An 18549-nucleotide genomic window follows, 5' to 3' on the forward strand; every position below is an offset into this window, starting at 1 on the left:
CAGGGCCACTCCCCCGCCCGCCCTCCGGGTCCGGGGGCGCGTACGACGCCGCACACGTCCAAACACGCGCCTCCGGACCCGCACTTACATGCCCGCCGGCGCAACGCGAAAGAGGCCCTCCGCGATGAACGCGGAGGGCCTCTTCGATGCGTACCCCCGACCGGATTCGAACCGGCGCTACCGCCTTGAGAGGGCGGCGTGCTAGGCCGCTACACAACGGGGGCTAGCTGGTGCTGCTTTTACTGCGCTGGGCTACCAGGACTCGAACCTAGAATAAGGGAACCAGAAACCCTCGTGTTGCCAATTACACTATAGCCCAAAGTGGTCTAGACCAGACCAACAGTACCCCCGACCGGATTCGAACCGGCGCTACCGCCTTGAGAGGGCGGCGTGCTAGGCCGCTACACAACGGGGGCCCTAGCGATCCTGCATCAAGACGTCCGGGTGCGACCCTGGAGATCTCGCGGGAAGGATCTGTACCCCCGACCGGATTCGAACCGGCGCTACCGCCTTGAGAGGGCGGCGTGCTAGGCCGCTACACAACGGGGGCAAAGCACTGCGTTACTGCTGCACTGCGCTGGGGTACCAGGACTCGAACCTAGAATAAGGGAACCAGAAACCCTCGTGTTGCCAATTACACTATACCCCACCAAAAGTCAACCCCTTACCGGGGCTTTTCTTCGGGTGGCGCCTCCGTCCGGCCTTTCGGCCCGCTCCGGCGGCGCAGAAAGAACATTACCGGATGCCTGACCGTGCTCCAAAACGGGTATCCCGCGCCAACAGCTGAGGGAGCTGGTCAAGGCCCTCGATGCGGTGCGCGCCCTCGGGCCCGGGGCCCCGACCGCCGTAGCGGTCGATCCAGACGGCCGTCAATCCGGCGTCACGCGCTCCGCGTGCGTCGATCTCCGGCTGGTCCCCCACGTACGCCACCTCGCCGGGCGGCAGCCCGAGCGCCTCGCACGCGGCCAGGAAAGCCCCCGCCTCGGGCTTGCTGACCCCGAGTTCGACGGCGCAGACCAGCACCTCGAAGCGGTCGCGCAGTCCGAGGTCGCGCAGCTTCGGGTCCTGGTTGGCGGTGGAGGAGTTGGAGAGCACCCCGTGGCGGTAGTCGGCCGCGAGGGCGTCGAGGGCGGGCACCACGTCGGGGAAGACGGCCCAGGCGGCCTTGTAGTGCTCCACGTACTGGTCGAACCAGACGTCGGCCTCGTCCGCGGTCATCCCGGGCTCCTCCAGGAACTCCCGTACCCGCTCCTGCCGCTGCCCCTGGAAGGTGCCCTCGCCGGCCGCGAAGCGCGCCCAGTGCCGGTCGGTGATCTCCCGCCACAGCGCGAGCGCCTGCGCGGGGGTCCCGTACCGGCCCGCCAGACCCGTGACTTCCACCTGTCGCGCCAGCCCGGCGGCGTCGGCCCCCGTGTAGTCGAAGAGGGTGTCGTCGATGTCCCACAGCACGGCGCGGATCGGCATGTGCCCGAGCCTATGCCGAAGCGCCCTCCTGCGGGGGCACGACGAAGAAGTCCGTCACGAAACAGGTGACCCGGCCGGCCGCGTCCCGCCCCACCCAGGTGGGGTACGCCCCGTCGCCCCAGCCGGACTGGAAGACCGCCACTTGATGTCCCCCGGGGCCGCTGAGCACGTAGGGGCCGGGGTGTCGGTACCCGTCCGCGAGGAACGGGGCGCGCAGCAGCTCCCGGGTGGCTTCGCGGTCGGCGAAGTCCCGCCCGGCGGACGCGTCGTGGAAGGCCCCCACGCCGGCGTCCACGCCGTAGCCGTAGAGCTCGCCCGGCCCCAGGTCCTCCAGGCGCTGCTCGCCGCTGAGCGCGAGCTCCCAGGCGGCCGTCGGCGCCTCGTTGACCACCAGCCGCAGGGCGGCGAGGTCCGGGCGGGGGGACCCCTGCGGCGGCGGCTCGTCGGCCGGGGCCCAGGTGACGAGCGCCGCTTCCAGCCGGTAGTGGCCCGGCGCCACCTCGACGTGGAACGCCGGCGTGCTGTCCAGCCCCAGATAAGCCATGGGATCGCAGGCCACCAGCCGGCCGGTCGGCAGCCACAGCTCGCCCCCGTCCGCCACCGAGAGGGTCCCGAGGTCTCCCTCCTCGTCGCGGAAGGCGTGGCCCGGCGTAAAGTGCCGGGCGAAGTCGGGAGCGGCGAGGGGCATGTGGAGCCTTCCGGAACGCGTGCGGGACGCCGCAGGGGGCGGCGGCCGGGGGTCCGGCCGCCGCCCCCTGCGGGACGGACGGGTGCTGCTGCGGGTCAGGCGGAGAGCTTGGCCAGGGCCGCGTCGATGCGGGCCAGCGAGCGCTCCTTGCCGAGGATCTCCAGCGACTCGAAGAGCGGCAGGCCGACCGTGCGGCCGGTCACGGCCACGCGGACCGGGGCCTGGGCCTTGCCGAGCTTGAGGCCGTGGGCCTCGCCGGCGGTCAGGACGGCCTGCTTGAGGGACTCGGGGTCGGTCCAGTCCGCCGACTCCAGGCCCGCGCGCGCGGTGGTGAGCAGCGCGGCCGGCTCGCCCTTCATCGCCTTGTCCCAGGAGGCCTGGTCCTCGACCGGCTCCTTGAGGAACAGGAAGTCGACGTTGGCGGTGATCTCCGACAGGACGCCCACGCGCGTCTGGGCGTACGGCGCGATGCGCTCCCAGGCCTCGGCGTCGAAGTCCTCGGGGGCCCAGTTGGCGTGCGGGGCCTGCAGCCACGGGGCGCAGCGGTCCGCGAAGACCTTCGGGTCGAGCAGGCGGATGTGGTCGCCGTTGATCGACTCGGCCTTCTTGAGGTCGAAGCGGGCCGGGTTGGCGTTCACGCCGTCGATGTCGAACTTCGACACCATCTCCTCGATCGAGAAGACGTCCTGGTCCTTGGAGAAGGACCAGCCGAGGAGCGAGAGGTAGTTCAGCAGGCCCTCGGGGAGGAAGCCGCGCTCGCGGTACAGGTTGAGCGAGGCCTCGGGGTCGCGCTTGGAGAGCTTCTTGTTGCCCTCGCCCATCACGTACGGCAGGTGGCCGAAGGCGGGGGTGCTCTTGGCGACGCCCAGCTCGATCAGTGCGGCGTAGAGGGCGATCTGGCGGGGGGTCGAGGACAGCAGGTCCTCCCCGCGCAGGACGTGCGTGATCTCCATCAGCGCGTCGTCGACCGGGTTGACCAGCGTGTACAGCGGGGCGCCGTTGGCCCGGACGATGCCGAAGTCCGGCACGTTGTCCGGGGTGAAGGTCAGCTCGCCGCGGACGAGGTCGGTGAAGGTGATCGGCTCGTCGGGCATCCGGAAGCGGACGATCGCCGGGCGGTGCTCGCCCCGGTACGCCTCGACCTGCACGGGGGTGAGCTCGCGGCAGTGGCCGTCGTAGCCGGAGGGCTTGCCGGCGGCGCGGGCGGCCGCGCGGCGCGCGTCGAGCTCTTCGGTGGAGCAGTAGCAGTGGTACGCGTAGCCGCCGTCGAGCAGCTTCTTCGCGACGTCCGCGTAGATGTCCATGCGCTCGGACTGGCGGTACGGGGCGTGCGGGCCGCCGACCTCGGGGCCCTCGTCCCAGGTGAAGCCGAGCCAGCGCAGCGAGGCGAGCAGCTGGTCGTAGGACTCCTCGGAGTCACGGGCCGCGTCGGTGTCCTCGATGCGGAAGACGAACGTGCCGCCGTGGTGGCGGGCGAACGCCCAGTTGAAGAGTGCGGTCCGGACCAGGCCCACGTGGGGGTTGCCGGTCGGGGAGGGACAGAAACGTACGCGGACAGGTCCGTTAACCACGCTTGATCACCTTGTTGGTGAGAGTGCCGATGCCTTCGATGGTGACGGCGACCTCGTCGCCGACGTTGAGGGGGCCGACTCCGGCCGGGGTCCCCGTGAGGATGACGTCGCCGGGCAGCAGCGTCATGGCCTCGGAGATGTGGACGATCAGGTCCTCGATGGAGCGGACCATGTCACTGGTACGGCCGAGCTGGCGCTGTTCGCCGTTGACCGTGCACTGGATGGTCAGGTCGCTCGGGTCCAGGTCGGTCTCGATCCAGGGGCCGAGGGGGCAGGCGCTGTCGAAGCCCTTCGCCCGGGCCCACTGCTTCTCCCGCTGCTGGACGTCGCGCGCGGTGACGTCGTTGGCGCAGGTGTAGCCGAGGATGACGTCCTTGACGCGCTCCTTCGGGACCTCGCGGCACATGCGGCCGATGACCACGGCGAGCTCCGCCTCGTGGTGGAGGTCCTGGGAGAAGGAGGGGTAGGTGATCGGGTCACCCGGGCCGACCACCGAGGTGGAGGGCTTGAAGAAGGTGATCGGGGCGTCGGGACGGCCTTGATCGTCAAAGATGGCGTTGCCGAGCTCCGCCGCGTGCTCCGCGTAGTTGCGGCCGATGGCCACGACCTTGTTCGGGAGCACGGGCGGCAGCAGCCGGACCTTGCTCATCGGGACCTTCGTGCCCGAGAGCTCGAAGTCCGCGAAGGGGATGCCCTTGATGATGTCGAGCACGAGCGTGGAGTCGTCGCCGGGGGCGCCGTCGCCCTCGACCGCGCCGAACGCGACGTTGCCGTCGATCGAGAACCTGGCGATGCGCACCGGTTGCGTCTGCCCCTCTGTATTTCCGCTGGCTGGAGTCTGCGGACCCCAGGCTAACGCGGCGGGCAGCGGCGCTTCACGTTCCTTTACGGGGTGGCTACTCCGCGGCGGCGGCGACCGGCACGTTCATCAGGACGGTGCGGCGCGGGTTCGCGGTCTGCGTCGGCAGCTCGACGGCGTGCTCCGGGGTGGCCGGTGCCGCCTGCAGGTCCTCGGCGTCCTTGAGGTGCGCGAGGGTCGTGCGGCGGGGGTTGGCTATGTTGCGGAACATCGTCGTCGTCTTCATCTGAGTTCGGGGTCCTCGGTTCGATCTTTGAGTGTCGGCTGTTGCATGCACCAACCCTGGCGCCAACCCTTTAAGGGGCAAGGCTAAACATCTGAATCCCCCGGCGAACCAGGAAGTAATGGCCACGGCTGTGTGAGTTTGCTCACCCTTGACCCGACATTACTGGCATATTGGACAGTCAATTCCAGCCCCCGAAACGGACATTGCGCCACTGAATGCTGCATTCCGCTCCTGATCATCTCGACTGGGACACCTTGACAGCCCTGTTGTTTGGATGGCGTAAGTCCGATTTCTACCGAATGCAGTCGCACATCGAGTAGCTCATCTGTCACAAGCCGTAACCGACTCTCCGGGCCGACACTCGCACCTTGTTGGAGATCCGCCACTGTGCTGGAATTCGCGGGACCGCCGCGGGAATGAGCCGGCGCGCAGGTGGCGCGACACCGCGCCGAGCGCGGTGGCAAGGAGAGGAAGACGCGCCGGTCACCGACGACCACCATGGGGCGGCAAGTGCCCCACGACTCGACACCGTCCCACCGGTCGCCCGGCGGGACGCCTGGTCCAGAGGTTGCGACGCTAGTGCAGGGACGATTCAAGAGGGATGGCAGCGCTGCGGCGGAGCAGGAGCCGCGCGGCGGGACCGACCGTGGCTCCTCGCCCCAGCACGCCCAGAACCGCGGGCCGGCTGTCGAAGGCGCAGGCCCCGACACCTCCGCCGCGGTGAAGGCGAAGGGCCGTGGGAAGTCCGTGAAGGCCAGGGTCAAGGCGAAAGCCGGACCCCTCGCGCCTGCCGGACCGGCTGAGCAGGACGAAGCGATACCGAAGGCCCCCAACGGGCCCGGCTCTCGCCTCGCCATGCAGAACTGGCGCATCAGCACGCGACTCGTGTCGCTGCTGACCCTGCCGGTCGTCGCCGCCACCACGCTCGGTGGTTTCCGTATCAACGACTCGCTCAACGACATCGCGCAGCTGGAGCACATGCAGCTGCTGACGACGATGACGCGACAGGCCACCAACCTGGCCGCCATGCTCCAGGAGGAGCGCGACCTCTCCGCAGGTCCGCTGTCCCTCTCCAAGGGCAAGACCACCAGCAGTGTCGACGTGGTCCGGCAGCAGACCGACACCGCCGCCAAGGCCTTCGCCGCGGCGACCGACAAGGTCGACAGCACGGGCGAGAAGGACGACACGCTCAGGTCGATCCGCAACAACGTCCTGCAGATCGGTCGCCAGCTCACCAACATCGATACGATCCGCACCCGTGCGTACGTCAACGGCGCCCAGCAGACCGTCAGTGAGTACAACGCGGTCATCGTCTCGCTGCTCTCGCTCTCCCAGGACATGGCGCAGGCCACGTCCAACCCGGAGATGATCAAGCGTACCCGCGCCCTGGCCGCGTTCTCCGCCGCCAAGGAGTACGCCTCCATCCAGCGCGCGATCATCGCCGCCTCGCTCCCCGACACCAACGAGCGCCAGGGTGAGCTGAAGGAGAACGACCGGCTCTACGCCCTCTCCGCCCAGAAGGGCGAGCAGCAGTCGAAGACGACCTTCGGACTCGTCTACCAGGGCCGGACCGAGGAGCTCCTCGCCGGTCTGGGTGACAGCAACTCCGAGATCTCCACCGCCGACGGCTACTCCCGCCGCGTCCTGGCCAGCCAGGACGCGTTCCTCCGGGAGAAGAACCGCTCCTGGCTCGACTGGTACGACGCCGACGGCACCAAGCTCCAGGCCATGAAGGTCATCGAGCTGACCCTGCTCGAGGAGATGGAGCAGAAGGCCCGTGAGCTGAAGAACGAGGCCCAGCAGGACGCCATCATCAACGGTGCCCTGATCCTCCTCGTCCTCGGTGTCTCCCTCGTCGGCGCCTTCGTCATGGCCCGCTCGATGATCCGCTCGCTGCGCCGCCTGCAGGACACCGCGACGCGCGTCGCGCAGGACCGGCTGCCCGAGCTCGTCAAGCAGCTGTCCGAGTCCGACCCGCAGGACGTGGACACGTCCGTGGAGTCGGTCGGCGTGCACACCCGCGACGAGATCGGCCAGGTGGCCGCGGCATTCGACGACGTGCACCGCGAGGCCGTCCGACTCGCCGCCGAGCAGGCCCTCCTGCGAGGCAACGTCAACGCGATGTTCACCAACCTCTCGCGCCGCTCGCAGGGCCTCATCCAGCGTCAGCTCTCGCTCATCTCCGAACTGGAGTCGCGCGAGGCCGACCCGGACCAGCTCTCCTCGCTCTTCAAGCTCGACCACCTCGCGACCCGCATGCGCCGTAACGGCGAAAACCTCCTCGTCCTCGCGGGCGAGGAGCCGGGCCGCCGGTGGACCCGCCCCGTCCCGCTGGTCGACGTGCTCCGCGCCGCCGCCTCCGAGGTGGAGCAGTACGAGCGCGTCGAGCTGGCCTCGGTGCCCGGCACCGATGTCGCCGGCCGCGTGGTCAACGACCTCGTGCACGTCCTCGCCGAGCTGCTGGAGAACGCCACCTCGTTCTCCTCCCCGCAGACCAAGGTCAAGGTCACCGGTCACGCACTGCCCGACGGCCGCGTGCTCGTCGAGATCCACGACACCGGCATCGGCCTCTCCCCCGAGGACCTCGCCGCGATCAACGAGCGACTCGCGTCGCCGCCGACCGTGGACGTCTCCGTCTCCCGACGCATGGGTCTGTTCGTGGTCGGCCGCCTGTCCCTGCGACACGGCATCCGCATCCAGCTGCGCCCCTCCGACTCGGGCGGTACGACGGCCCTCGTCATGCTGCCGGTGGACGTCGCCCAGGGCGGCAAGAAGCCGGCTCCGATGCCGGGCCAGGGCGGCCCCGGTGGCGCTCCGGGTGCTCCCGGTGCGCAGGGTGCCATGGGCGGCGCGGCCGCACGTCCGTCCGTCGGCTCGGGTCCGCAGCGCGGTCAGGTCGCCGGTGGCGGCCAGCGCGCCGCTCTGCCGGGCCGCGACAGCGCGGGCCAGCGTCCGCAGGGCGGTCGCCCGCAGCAGGGTGGTCCCGGTGGCCGTCCGCAGCAGGGTCCGACCACCGCGGGCCAGGGCCAGGGTGCCTTCGGTTCCGGTGCGCCGCTGCCGGCCCGCGGTCCGGTCCCCAGCCCCGGATTCGGTGGTGGCCCGCAGGCCCGTCCGGCTTCCGGTCCGACCGGATACCCGCAGGGCAACGCCTTCGAGCGACCCCAGCAGTCGCAGCAGCAGTCGCAGCAGCAGCCCCAGCAGCCGGCCGCTCCCGCGGCGCCGGCCCAGAACGGCCCCCGGCCGCAGCTGCCGCCGCGCGGTGGCGCTCCTCGTGCGGAGCTCCCCGGGCCGCAGACCACCAGCTGGGGCAGCGACCAGGCGCGCGGTCACGACGAGCTCTCGGGCCCCGGCTCGACGGCCGAGTTCGCCCGCCCGGACTTCAACGCCCCGATGCCCCAGGCGGACGGCGTCGCCAGCACGACCGGACAGTTCGAGCGTCCGGACGTGCGGGGCACCGTGGACCCGTCCACCACCGGACAGTTCGAGCGCCCGGGCTACCAGCCCCAGCGTCCCGGCGGCCCCGGTGTCGGCGGCTACGCCCCGCAGCAGCCCCAGGCACAGGCCCCGCAGGCCGGCAACGGGTACGCACCCGTACCGCCCGCGCGGCCCGAGACCCCGCGGCTGCCGCAGGCTCACCGGCCGGAGGCGCTGCCCCCGGCCCAGAGCCCCGGCGAGGCCCGCAGCCCGATCTTCGACACCCTGGAGTCGAACTGGTTCCGCGAGGAGGGGCAGCAGCCCCCCGCGCAGGGACCGGGCACGGCGATCCCCCAGCAGGGCCAGCAGTCCGCTCCGGCGGCCCCGGCGCCGCAGCAACCGCTGCCGCAGCGCGGCCAGGAGCAGGCGGCCGAGCCCGCCGGCACGGCGACCGGCGCCATGCCGACCGTCAGCTGGAAGTCCTCGCCGAACGACGAGCTGATGCGGCAGGCCGAGCGCGTGCGCCAGCCCGCCGCCGGCGGCATCACGACCTCGGGGCTGCCCCGCCGGGTCCCGCGGGCGAACCTCGTGGCCGGCACTGCGCAGCAGCAGGCCGAGGCGCAGTCGGGTCCGCAGGTCTCGCGTGCACCGGACGACGTCCGTGGCCGTCTGACCAACCTCCGACGCGGTATCCAGCAGGGCCGTCAGGCCGGCAACAACGGACCGGCGACCGGCAGTTACCACATCGACCCCACTTACCAGCAGGAGCGTTAGTTGAGTTCGATGAGCCAGGCGGCACAGAACCTGAACTGGTTGATCACCAACTTCGTGGACAACACCCCCGGGGTGTCCCACACGGTGGTGGTCTCCGCCGACGGCCTCCTTCTGGCGATGTCCGAAGGATTCCCGCGCGACCGCGCCGATCAGCTGGCGGCCGTGGCCTCCGGACTGACTTCGCTGACCGCCGGTGCCTCCCGTATCTTCGAGGGTGGCGCCGTCAACCAGACCGTGGTCGAGATGGACCGGGGATTCCTCTTCCTCATGTCCGTCTCGGACGGATCCTCGTTGGCCGTACTGGCGCACCCCGAGTGCGACATCGGCCTCGTGGGCTACGAGATGGCTCTTCTGGTGGATCGCGCGGGCAGTGTCCTCACCCCGGACCTGCGCGCCGAACTGCAGGGAAGTCTGCTCGGCTGACTTCCCACTCTCCCGGCCGGACGGTACTACCGGCCGGGAGATCGGGGCCCCACCCCGGAATCCAGTACTCCCGCCAGGCCGTCATCCCGTCCCCCCACCGGCCGCCCCGTAAGACGGCACGCTGACCACTGCTGTCCAGCCCGGAGGATCAATGACCCCGCCCCCCGCCTACTCCGATTCGTACGGAGACTCGTACTCGGAAGGCGATCAGCCGCTGGTGCGTCCGTACGCCATGACCGGCGGCCGGACCCGGCCCCGCTACCAGCTCGCCATCGAGGCGCTGGTCAGCACCACCGCCGATCCGATGCACCTGTCCGGCCTGCTCCCCGAGCACCAGCGCATCTGCACCCTGTGCCGCGAGGTCAAGTCGGTCGCCGAGGTCTCCGCACTGCTGTCGATGCCGCTCGGTGTCGCCCGGATCCTCGTCGCCGACCTGGCGGAGGCCGGAATGGTGGCCATCCACCAGCCGGGCAATGGAGAGGCCGGCGGCACGCCGGATGTAACGCTGCTCGAAAGGGTGCTCAGTGGCCTTCGGAACATCTAGCGGAGCGGCTCCTGCTCGCTCCACCACCTCCGCGAAGATCGTGGTGGCGGGCGGCTTCGGCGTGGGCAAGACCACGTTCGTCGGAGCCGTGTCGGAGATCAACCCGCTGCGCACCGAAGCCGTGATGACCAGTGCCTCGGCCGGGATCGACGACCTCACCCACACCGGTGACAAGACGACCACCACGGTCGCCATGGACTTCGGCCGCATCACGCTCGACCAGGACCTGATCCTGTACCTCTTCGGTACCCCGGGCCAGGACCGCTTCTGGTTCATGTGGGACGACCTCGTCCGCGGCGCCATCGGCGCGATCGTGCTCGTGGACACGCGCCGCCTCGCCGACTGCTTCCCCGCGGTCGACTACTTCGAGAACAGCGGCCTGCCGTTCGTCGTGGCCCTCAACGGCTTCGAGGGGCACCAGCCCTACACGCCGGAAGAAGTCCGCGAGGCCCTGCAGATCGGCCCCGGTGCTCCGATCATCACCACCGACGCCCGCCACCGCGCGGACGCCAAGAGCGCGCTCATCACGCTCGTCGAGCACGCGCTGATGGCGCGGCTCAAATAACACGGTTTCAGTTGTCGTGCGGGAGGGGCGGGCTGTGTCATACGACACGGCCCGCCCCTGTCGTTCATAACGTTTCGACAGTGAATTGCGGCCACTCGGCAACGGGATGCGGTCGCCCGGTGCCACTGCGCGCACAACTGCCCCCATTTTTGCCGCAGGTCGCTCTTTATGTCCGATTTATGTAGGGCATAAGCTTCTGGGTGTGGCCGGTTTCAACTGTTTGGAACACGGCCGTTAACCGTGCTGGAATTCAACGAACTAGCTAGTAGCACCGCCGAGAGGTTGTTGGTCGAGTGAGGCGAAGCATCGCAAGCCCCGCGGATGAACCCGCGCGCGGCAACTTCACCCCGCCGCCGCGAGCGGCCGCGTCGCCCGTCGACGTGCCCGTGGACCCGCCCGCGAGCAGCGGGAGCAGCAGCAGGTTCTCGCCCCGCAACTGGCGTGTGCCGACCCGTCTGAACGCCATCCTGCTCGTGCCGGCCCTCGTGGGCCTGGTCATGGGCGGCTTCCAGGTGAAGGGCTCCATCGACACCTGGAACGAGGCCCAGGACGCCGAGAAGATAGCCACGGTCGTCCAGGCGGCCTCCGGCTACAGCCAGGCACTGCTCAACGAGCGTGACCTGACCGCCGAACCCCTCCTGAACGGCCAGACGAAGGACGCGAAGGTCCTCAAGGCCTACGCGGACACCACCGCGGCCAAGGAGAAGTTCGACAAGGCCGTCAAGGACATGCCGAAGAACCTCGGCCTGGAGCGGCGCCTGGACCTCTTCCGCGCGGAGGAGCCCAAGCTCGACGCCGTACGCGACAAGGCGTACGTGGCGGCCCTGGAGAGCCCCAAGAAGAACCTCTCCGCCGGCGCGGCCGGCCCCATCCCGACCGAAGAGGGGTATGTGCTGGTCCAGCACTACCTCATGCAGTTCTCGAACGAGCTCGGTCTCGGGACCGGCAACGTGACCTCGTACGGCCGCATGGTCTACGCGATCGAGCTGGCCAAGGCGGCGAACTCGCTGCAGCGCGCCGTCGGTACGCACCTGCTGGTGCGCCCGAGCGCCGACGAGAACACCCGCAAGGCCCAGCTCGTCGCCTTCTCCTCCTACGCCTACCTCGAAGACATCGCCATCGGCGAGTACGTCGCGGCGGGTACCGAGGACGACGTGAACCGCCTCAAGGCGGTCATGGCCAAGAAGTCCGAAGAGGGCAAGGCCAAGATCGCCGACGCGAAGCACCAGGCCGAGCAGGCCGGTGTCCGCTTCATTCCCCCGCCGACGATCGGCGAGTCCGCGCTCGCCGGCATGACCGACGCGATCGCCAACAGCGAGAGCAAGAAGAAGCTCTCCGAGACCGGGGCGACCCCCGCGTTCTGGCAGGCCGCCGCCACCGCGAAGTTCGACGGTTACGACGAGGTCGAGAAGGAACTCCTCGACAAGGCCGTCAAGGACGCCGTCGCGGTCTCCGACGAGGCCCGCACCGACGCGATCGTCAACGGCGCCATCGTGGTCGTGGCCCTGCTCGCCGCCTTCATCCTCGCCGGCATGATGGCCCGCCAGATGGGCCGCGCGATGGCCCGCCTGCGCACCGCCGCCTTCGACATCGCCGAGCAGCGCCTGCCGATGCTCGTCGACCAGCTCTCGCGCACCGATCCCGGCAAGGTGGACACCCGTGTCCTGCCGATCCCCATCGACTCCCAGGACGAGATCGGCGAGGTCGCCCGCGCCTTCGACCAGGTCCACCGGGAAGCGGTACGGCTCGCGGCCGAGCAGGCCCTCCTGCGAGGGAACGTCAACGCGATCTTCACCAACCTCTCCATGCGCAACCAGTCGCTGATCGAGGGCCAGCTGACCCTCATCACCGACCTGGAGAACAACGAGGCCGACCCGGACCAGCTGGAGAACCTCTTCCGCCTGGACCACCTGGCCACCCGTATGCGCCGCAACGGCGAGAACCTCCTCATCCTCGCGGGCGAGGAGCCGGGCCGCCGCTGGGACCAGCCGGTCCCGCTCGTCGACGTGCTGCGCGCCGCCTCCTCCGAGGTGGAGCAGTACGAGCGCATCGAGCTCTCCGGCGTCTCGGAGGCCGAGATCCACGGCCAGGCCGTGACCGACCTCGTGCACCTGCTCGCCGAGCTCCTGGAGAACGCCACCACGTTCTCCTCCCCGCAGACCAAGGTCCGCGTCAACGCCACGCGTCTGCCCGACGGCCGTGTGATGGTCGAGATCCACGACAAGGGCATCGGCCTCACCGCCGAGGACTTCGCGGACATCAACCACAAGCTGGCCAACCCGCCGACCGTGGACGCCGCGATCTCGCAGCGCATGGGTCTGTTCGTGGTCGGCCGGCTGGCGGACCGCCACAGCATCCGCGTCCAGCTGCGCCCCTCGGGCGAGGCGGCCGGTACCACCTCGCTGGTCATGCTCCCCGACGCCATCACCCACGGTGGCGGTGGCGAGGGCATCCCGGACGACGACTTCACGGTCTCGCAGATCATTCCGGAGCAGCAGGCCCAGCTGGCTCCCCCGCTGCGCACCGCCGCCGAGCTCGGCTTCGACGACTCGCGGTACGACCAGCAGGGCTCCGAGGGCCCCGGCGCCGACCCGGTCGGCCGGTCCCTGGGGCAGCAGGAGCGGAGGGCCGCGCTGGCGGCCCAGGTGGGTTACCCGCAGGAACAGCAGCAGTACCCCGCCCAGGACTATCCGGAACCTCAGCCGGAGCACGGGTACCAGGAGTACCAGGGCTACGAGCAGCAGTCCGAGCAGGCCTACGACACCTCCTACGAGGCTCAGCAGGCACAGCAGGGCTACGAGGCGTACCCGCAGCAGGACTACGGCTATACGGAAGACGGTTACCCGGACCAGCAGCCGGCCACTCAGGGCTACGACAATGGCTTCGAAGCCCAGTCGGGGCAGGCCGAATGGCCCGAACAGAACACGTATCCGGCTGCCTACCAGCAGGATTACGGGACTGAATCGGAATCCCAGGCCGTCCCCGAACCGGCTCCGGAGCGCGTAGGCTTCGACCGTCCGGGTGCCGCTGCCGACACCGGTCACGCGATGACCGGAGCGGGCCTGCCGCGACGCGGCAGCCAGCAGCAGTGGCCGTCCGGGAAGCAGCAAACGGAGTCCACCGGATCCCTCTTCGAACAGCGGTCGCCGCGTCAGCAGCAGCCCGTCGAAACGGAGCAGGCGCCGGAGGGAACCGAAGGCACCGCTGCCTGGCGTTCGCGCAACGACGAACGCTGGCAGCAGGCCGGAAAGCTCCGTGAGCCGAAGGCGGGCGGGATCACCCCGTCCGGTCTCCCTCGGCGCGTGCCCAAGGCCAACCTGGTCGAGGGTGCAGCGGAGACGACCCCGCAGGGCGGCCCCCAGGTCTCCCGCGCACCGGAGGACGTCCGCGGCAGGTTGAGCAACCTGCGGCGCGGTGTCCAGCAGGGACGCAGCGCGGGTTCTGAGCAGTCAAGTAACAGCTATGACCAGGAGCGTTAGTGTGAGCCCGATGAGCCAGGCGGCACAGAACCTGAACTGGTTGATCACCAACTTCGTGGACAACACCCCCGGGGTGTCCCACACGGTGGTGGTCTCCGCCGACGGCCTTCTTCTGGCGATGTCCGACGGGTTCCCGCGCGACCGCGCCGATCAGCTGGCGGCCGTGGCCTCCGGACTGACCTCGCTGACCGCCGGTGCCTCTCGCATCTTCGAGGGTGGCGCCGTCAACCAGACCGTGGTCGAGATGGACCGGGGATTCCTCTTCCTCATGTCCGTCTCGGACGGATCGTCCCTCGCGGTGCTCGCGCACCCGGAGTGCGACATCGGCCTCGTGGGCTACGAGATGGCTCTTCTGGTGGATCGCGCGGGCAGTGTCCTCACCCCGGATCTGCGTGCCGAGCTGCAAGGAAGTCTTCTCAACTAGCAGACAGGCAGTGCGTTTCGCGCCATCGCACCATAGGGTGCGGTGGCGCGGTTCCACAGGGAGTACTGCGTTCTTGGAGTCGGAGGAGGAAACGTGACAACACCCGGAGGACATCCTTATGGCGGCGCGCAGCAGCCGCAGGGTGGGCACGACCAGAACCGCTTCAACTTTCCCTCGGCGCCGAGCCGGCCCGTGCCGGAGCAGAACCCCTACCAGCAGCAGCCGTACGGACAGCCCCAGCAGCCCCAGTACCAGATGCCTCAGCAACAGCCTCCGCGCGCCGCGCGGCAGCCGGCGCCGAAGGCCCACAACCCGCTGGTGCGTCCGTACGCGATGACCGGCGGCCGTACTCGGCCGCGCTACCAGCTCGCCATCGAGGCGCTGGTCAGTACCACGGCGGATCCCGCGCGTCTGCAAGGGCAGTTGCCCGAGCACCAGCGCATCTGCCGCCTGTGCCAGGAGATCAAATCCGTCGCGGAGATCTCGGCACTTCTCTCCATTCCTCTTGGTGTCGCCCGCATCCTCGTCGCCGACCTGGCGGAGGCGGGCCTTGTCGCCATTCACCAGCCCGGCGGCGACGAGTCTGCCGGTGGCCAGCCAGACGTGACACTGCTCGAAAGGGTGCTCAGTGGACTTCGCAAGCTCTAACGGCGGAGCGGCTCCTGCTCGCTCCACCACCTCCGCGAAGATCGTGGTGGCGGGCGGCTTCGGCGTGGGCAAGACCACGTTCGTCGGCGCGGTCTCCGAGATCAACCCGCTGCGCACCGAAGCCGTGATGACCAGTGCCTCGGCCGGGATCGACGACCTCACCCACACCGGTGACAAGACGACCACCACGGTCGCCATGGACTTCGGCCGCATCACGCTCGACCAGGACCTGATCCTGTACCTCTTCGGTACCCCGGGCCAGGACCGCTTCTGGTTCATGTGGGACGACCTCGTCCGCGGCGCCATCGGCGCCGTCGTGCTCGTGGACACGCGCCGCCTCGCCGACTGCTTCCCCGCGGTCGACTACTTCGAGAACAGCGGCCTGCCGTTCGTCGTGGCCCTCAACGGCTTCGACGGGAACCAGGCCTACACGCCGGAAGAAGTCCGCGAGGCCCTCCAGATCGGCCCGGACGCTCCGATCATCACCACCGACGCCCGCCACCGCGCGGACGCCAAGAGCGCGCTCATCACGCTCGTCGAGCACGCGCTGATGGCGCGCCTGCGGTAGCAGCCCTGCCGCACTCGATAGGCCCCCGTGTCACACGACGCGGGGGCCTTCGCCATGGGGGCGGGGTCCTGGACGGCTCCCCGGTCTCCCACGCGCCCCGGGGAGGCCCGCGCGTCCGGCGCCCTCGGCAGGTACGAGGAAGGCCCCGCACCCTGGACGGGTGCGGGGCCTTCTGGGCTCGGGAACTCAGCCCTGCCAGCTGTGCGGGGCGCGGAAGCCGGGCGTGCGCTCCAGGCGGCGCCAGCCGGCCTGGCCGGGCACGCGCACCGGGGTCTCCTCGGGCGTGGCGGCCGCGCGGGCGAGCAGGATCGCGGTGATCGCGGCCAGCTCTTCGGGCTGGGCGTTGCCCTTTTCGACGCGCAGCAGGGTGTCAGTGGCGGTGGTCATGTGGTGGCAGGTCTCCTTCGCGGTTACTGCGGCGGGTTGCCGTGCTTGCGGGACGGCAGATCGGCGTGCTTGTTGCGGAGCATCGCGAGGGCGCTGATGAGCACCTCGCGGGTCTCGGCGGGGTCGATGACGTCGTCGACGAGGCCGCGCTCGGCCGCGTAGTACGGGTGCATCAGTTCGGCCTTGTACTCCTTGACCATGCGCACGCGCATGGCCTCGGGGTCTTCGGCGTCCGCGATCTGCTTGCGGAAGATGACGTTGGCCGCGCCCTCGGCGCCCATCACGGCGATCTCGTTGGTCGGCCACGCGTAGGTGATGTCGGCGCCGATGGACTGCGAGTCCATGACGATGTACGCGCCGCCGTACGCCTTGCGCAGGATCAGCGAGATCCGCGGGACGGTGGCGTTGCAGTACGCGTACAGCAGCTTGGCGCCGTGGCGGATGATGCCGCCGTGTTCCTGGTCGACGCCCGGCAGGAAGCCGGGGACGTCCAGCAGCGTGATGATCGGGATGTTGAAGGCGTCGCACATCTGGACGAAGCGCGCGGCCTTCTCGGAGGCCTCGATGTCCAGGACACCGGCGAGGTGGCCGGGCTGGTTGGCGACGATGCCGACGACCTGGCCGTTCATCCGGGCCAGGGCGCAGATGATGTTGCGGGCCCAGCGCTCGTGGATCTCCAGGACGTCGCCTTCGTCGACGAGCTCCTCGATGACCTTGAGCATGTCGTACGGGCGGTTGCCGTCGGCGGGCACCAGGTCCAGCAGGACCTCGCTGCGGCGGTCGGCCGGGTCGCTCGTCTCGTGGACGGGCGGGTTCTCGCGGTTGTTGGAGGGCAGCATCGAGATGAGGTAGCGGACCTCGGAGATGCAGGTCTCCTCGTCGTCGTACGCGAAGTGCGCGACGCCGGAGGTCTCGGCGTGCACGTCGGCGCCGCCGAGGCCGTTCTGGGTGATCTCCTCGCCGGTCACCGCGCGGACCACGTCCGGGCCGGTGATGAACATCTGCGAGGTCTCCCGGACCATGAACACGAAGTCCGTGAGGGCCGGGGAGTAGGCGGCGCCACCGGCGCAGGGGCCCAGCATGACCGAGATCTGCGGGATGACGCCCGAGGCCTTGGTGTTGCGCTGGAAGATGCCGCCGTAGCCCGCCAGCGCCGAGACGCCCTCCTGGATGCGGGCGCCGGCGCCGTCGTTCAGGGAGACCAGCGGGGCACCGGCCGCGATGGCCATGTCCATGATCTTGTGGATCTTCGTGGCGTGGGCCTCGCCCAGGGCGCCGCCGAAGATGCGGAAGTCGTGCGCGTAGACGAAGACCGTGCGGCCCTCGACCGTGCCCCAGCCGGTGATCACACCGTCGGTGTAGGGCTTCTTGTTCTCCAGGCCGAACCCGGTCGCCCGGTGGCGGCGGAGCTGCTCGACCTCCCGGAAGGAACCTTCGTCGAGCAGCAGCGCGATGCGCTCACGGGCGGTCAGCTTGCCCTTGGCGTGCTGGGTCTCGGTCGCGCGGTCGCTGGGGCCGCGCCTCGCCTGCTCGCGCAGGGAGTGCAGCTCGGCCACGCGCCCGCGGGCGTCCGTCGGCTCGCTCGGGGTCTGGTCCACAACGGTCATGTACCGACCTTACGAAGATCGCGATGAAAAACCTCCGTTCATTCCTCACAGTCTCGGAAGACTTCCGCTGTCCGGCCCGCACAGTACGCCCAGTGGATGTAGGGACTCCGCCAGACGGGGCGCTCGCCCGTTGTGGGACCTTCACAAAATGACCTGACACCCCGGCTAGATGTTGAAACTTGAACGGAATAGGTCTAGCGTCGTTCCCGTTGAAGTCGTTGAAGATTCAACAGATTCTTCGGACCGTGCAGGAACCACCAAGGAGCAAGTCATGGGTCTCTTCACCCGCCGCAGCCAGAACGTGAACGTCCAGGACGGCGCCGCCGTCGCCACCCTGGAAGTGGACCCGGCGCTCGCCGCGCTCACCGGCGATTACGTCATCGACCCGGCCCACAGCAGCATCGGCTTCACCGTCCGCCACGCCATGGTCACCAACGTCCGCGGAGCCTTCACCGAGCACGAGGGAAGCCTGCACCTGGACGGCGCCGACCCGGCCCGCTCCACCGCCTCCATCGACGTGAAGATCGCCTCCGTCGACACCGGCATCGCCGACCGCGACGGTCACCTGCGCAGCGGCGACTTCTTCGACGCGGAGGCCTTCCCGCTGATGACCTTCCGCTCCACCGAGGCGCGCCAGCTCGGCGGGGACGCGTACCGCATCACCGGTGAGCTGACCATCAAGGACGTCACGCGCCCGCTCTCCATCGACCTGGAGTTCAACGGCTCGGCCACCGACCCCTACGGCAACGAGCGCGTCGGCTTCGAGGGCTCCACCGAGATCCTGCGCTCCGACTGGGGCCTGACGTGGAACGCCGCCCTGGAGGCCGGCGGCGTGATGGTCAGCGACAAGGTGAAGCTGACCTTCGACATCTCGGCCATCAAGCAGGCCTGACGGGCGGGCTCCCCCG

At 69.6% G+C, this 18549-nt stretch carries 16 protein-coding genes and 5 tRNA genes; 9 read left to right on the forward strand and 12 right to left on the reverse strand.

Annotated features, from left to right (window positions below; all coding sequences use genetic code 11):
* Window positions 1–151 precede the first annotated feature (151 nt).
* The 10 genes from OG386_RS14880 to OG386_RS14925 all read right to left on the reverse strand — a co-directional run bounded on the left by OG386_RS14880 (window position 152) and on the right by OG386_RS14925 (window position 4808).
* A tRNA-Glu gene (locus OG386_RS14880) sits at window positions 152–224 on the reverse strand.
* 23 nt (window positions 225–247) lie between these two features.
* Window positions 248–319, reverse strand: a tRNA-Gln gene (locus tag OG386_RS14885).
* Between the two features lie 24 nt (window positions 320–343).
* Window positions 344–416 (reverse strand) — tRNA-Glu (locus OG386_RS14890).
* Between the two features lie 61 nt (window positions 417–477).
* Window positions 478–550, reverse strand: a tRNA-Glu gene (locus tag OG386_RS14895).
* A 27-nt stretch (window positions 551–577) separates the two neighbouring features.
* A tRNA-Gln gene (locus OG386_RS14900) sits at window positions 578–649 on the reverse strand.
* A gap of 86 nt (window positions 650–735) precedes the next feature.
* Complete coding sequence (locus OG386_RS14905) at window positions 736–1464, reverse strand: HAD family hydrolase (RefSeq protein WP_328788570.1); 729 nt, start codon at window positions 1462–1464, stop codon at window positions 736–738.
* A gap of 10 nt (window positions 1465–1474) precedes the next feature.
* Entirely contained in the window at window positions 1475–2152 is a 678-nt protein-coding gene (locus OG386_RS14910) for a DUF4241 domain-containing protein (RefSeq protein ID WP_328788571.1), read from the reverse strand.
* Window positions 2153–2247: 95 nt separating this feature from the next.
* Window positions 2248–3723, reverse strand: a complete 1476-nt coding sequence (gltX, locus tag OG386_RS14915) for a glutamate--tRNA ligase (RefSeq protein ID WP_328788573.1) — start codon at window positions 3721–3723, stop codon at window positions 2248–2250.
* Entirely contained in the window at window positions 3716–4522 is an 807-nt protein-coding gene (locus tag OG386_RS14920) for a fumarylacetoacetate hydrolase family protein (protein ID WP_189745462.1), read from the reverse strand. The genes gltX and OG386_RS14920 overlap by 8 nt, the downstream gene beginning before the upstream one ends.
* A gap of 97 nt (window positions 4523–4619) precedes the next feature.
* The gene (locus OG386_RS14925) at window positions 4620–4808 is read right to left on the reverse strand and encodes a hypothetical protein (RefSeq protein WP_030009260.1); all 189 of its coding nucleotides are present in this window, start codon (window positions 4806–4808) and stop codon (window positions 4620–4622) included.
* A 579-nt stretch (window positions 4809–5387) separates the two neighbouring features.
* On the opposite strand from OG386_RS14925, the gene OG386_RS14930 reads away from it, so the two are divergent.
* The 8 genes from OG386_RS14930 (at window position 5388) to OG386_RS14965 (ending at window position 15647) form a co-directional block, all read left to right on the forward strand.
* Window positions 5388–8996 carry a sensor histidine kinase gene (locus tag OG386_RS14930; protein ID WP_328788575.1) on the forward strand — a complete coding sequence of 1203 codons (3609 nt, stop codon included), beginning with the start codon at window positions 5388–5390 and terminating at the stop codon, window positions 8994–8996.
* A 9-nt stretch (window positions 8997–9005) separates the two neighbouring features.
* Window positions 9006–9419, forward strand: a complete 414-nt coding sequence (locus OG386_RS14935; protein WP_030708442.1) for a roadblock/LC7 domain-containing protein — start codon at window positions 9006–9008, stop codon at window positions 9417–9419.
* 151 nt (window positions 9420–9570) lie between these two features.
* Entirely contained in the window at window positions 9571–9963 is a 393-nt protein-coding gene (locus tag OG386_RS14940; RefSeq protein WP_030014827.1) for a DUF742 domain-containing protein, read from the forward strand.
* Window positions 9944–10528, forward strand: a complete 585-nt coding sequence (locus OG386_RS14945; protein ID WP_266605322.1) for a GTP-binding protein — start codon at window positions 9944–9946, stop codon at window positions 10526–10528. The genes OG386_RS14940 and OG386_RS14945 overlap by 20 nt, the downstream gene beginning before the upstream one ends.
* 293 nt (window positions 10529–10821) lie before the next feature.
* On the forward strand, window positions 10822–14007 hold the full coding sequence (locus OG386_RS14950) for a nitrate- and nitrite sensing domain-containing protein (protein ID WP_328788576.1): 3186 nt from the start codon (window positions 10822–10824) through the stop codon (window positions 14005–14007).
* Window positions 14008–14017: 10 nt separating this feature from the next.
* A complete protein-coding gene (locus tag OG386_RS14955; RefSeq protein ID WP_030037347.1) occupies window positions 14018–14431 on the forward strand; it encodes a roadblock/LC7 domain-containing protein in 414 nt (137 codons plus the stop codon).
* Between the two features lie 93 nt (window positions 14432–14524).
* Window positions 14525–15079: a DUF742 domain-containing protein gene (locus OG386_RS14960; RefSeq protein ID WP_030016788.1), complete on the forward strand. Its 555-nt coding sequence runs from the start codon at window positions 14525–14527 to the stop codon at window positions 15077–15079.
* A complete protein-coding gene (locus tag OG386_RS14965; RefSeq protein ID WP_215149809.1) occupies window positions 15060–15647 on the forward strand; it encodes a GTP-binding protein in 588 nt (195 codons plus the stop codon). The genes OG386_RS14960 and OG386_RS14965 overlap by 20 nt, the downstream gene beginning before the upstream one ends.
* Before the next feature lie 186 nt (window positions 15648–15833).
* On the opposite strand, the gene OG386_RS14970 is transcribed toward OG386_RS14965, so the two are convergent.
* Both OG386_RS14970 and OG386_RS14975 read right to left on the reverse strand, forming a co-directional pair.
* Complete coding sequence (locus OG386_RS14970) at window positions 15834–16034, reverse strand: acyl-CoA carboxylase subunit epsilon (protein ID WP_327383072.1); 201 nt, start codon at window positions 16032–16034, stop codon at window positions 15834–15836.
* Between the two features lie 23 nt (window positions 16035–16057).
* The gene (locus OG386_RS14975) at window positions 16058–17641 is read right to left on the reverse strand and encodes an acyl-CoA carboxylase subunit beta (protein WP_327383073.1); all 1584 of its coding nucleotides are present in this window, start codon (window positions 17639–17641) and stop codon (window positions 16058–16060) included.
* Window positions 17642–17912: 271 nt separating this feature from the next.
* Here OG386_RS14975 and OG386_RS14980 point away from each other — a divergent pair, with 271 nt between their 5' ends.
* Entirely contained in the window at window positions 17913–18533 is a 621-nt protein-coding gene (locus OG386_RS14980; protein ID WP_328788577.1) for a YceI family protein, read from the forward strand.
* Window positions 18534–18549 lie beyond the last annotated feature (16 nt).

It is taken from the genome of Streptomyces sp. NBC_00273 (genome assembly GCF_036178145.1).
In the GTDB taxonomy this organism is placed as follows: domain Bacteria; phylum Actinomycetota; class Actinomycetes; order Streptomycetales; family Streptomycetaceae; genus Streptomyces.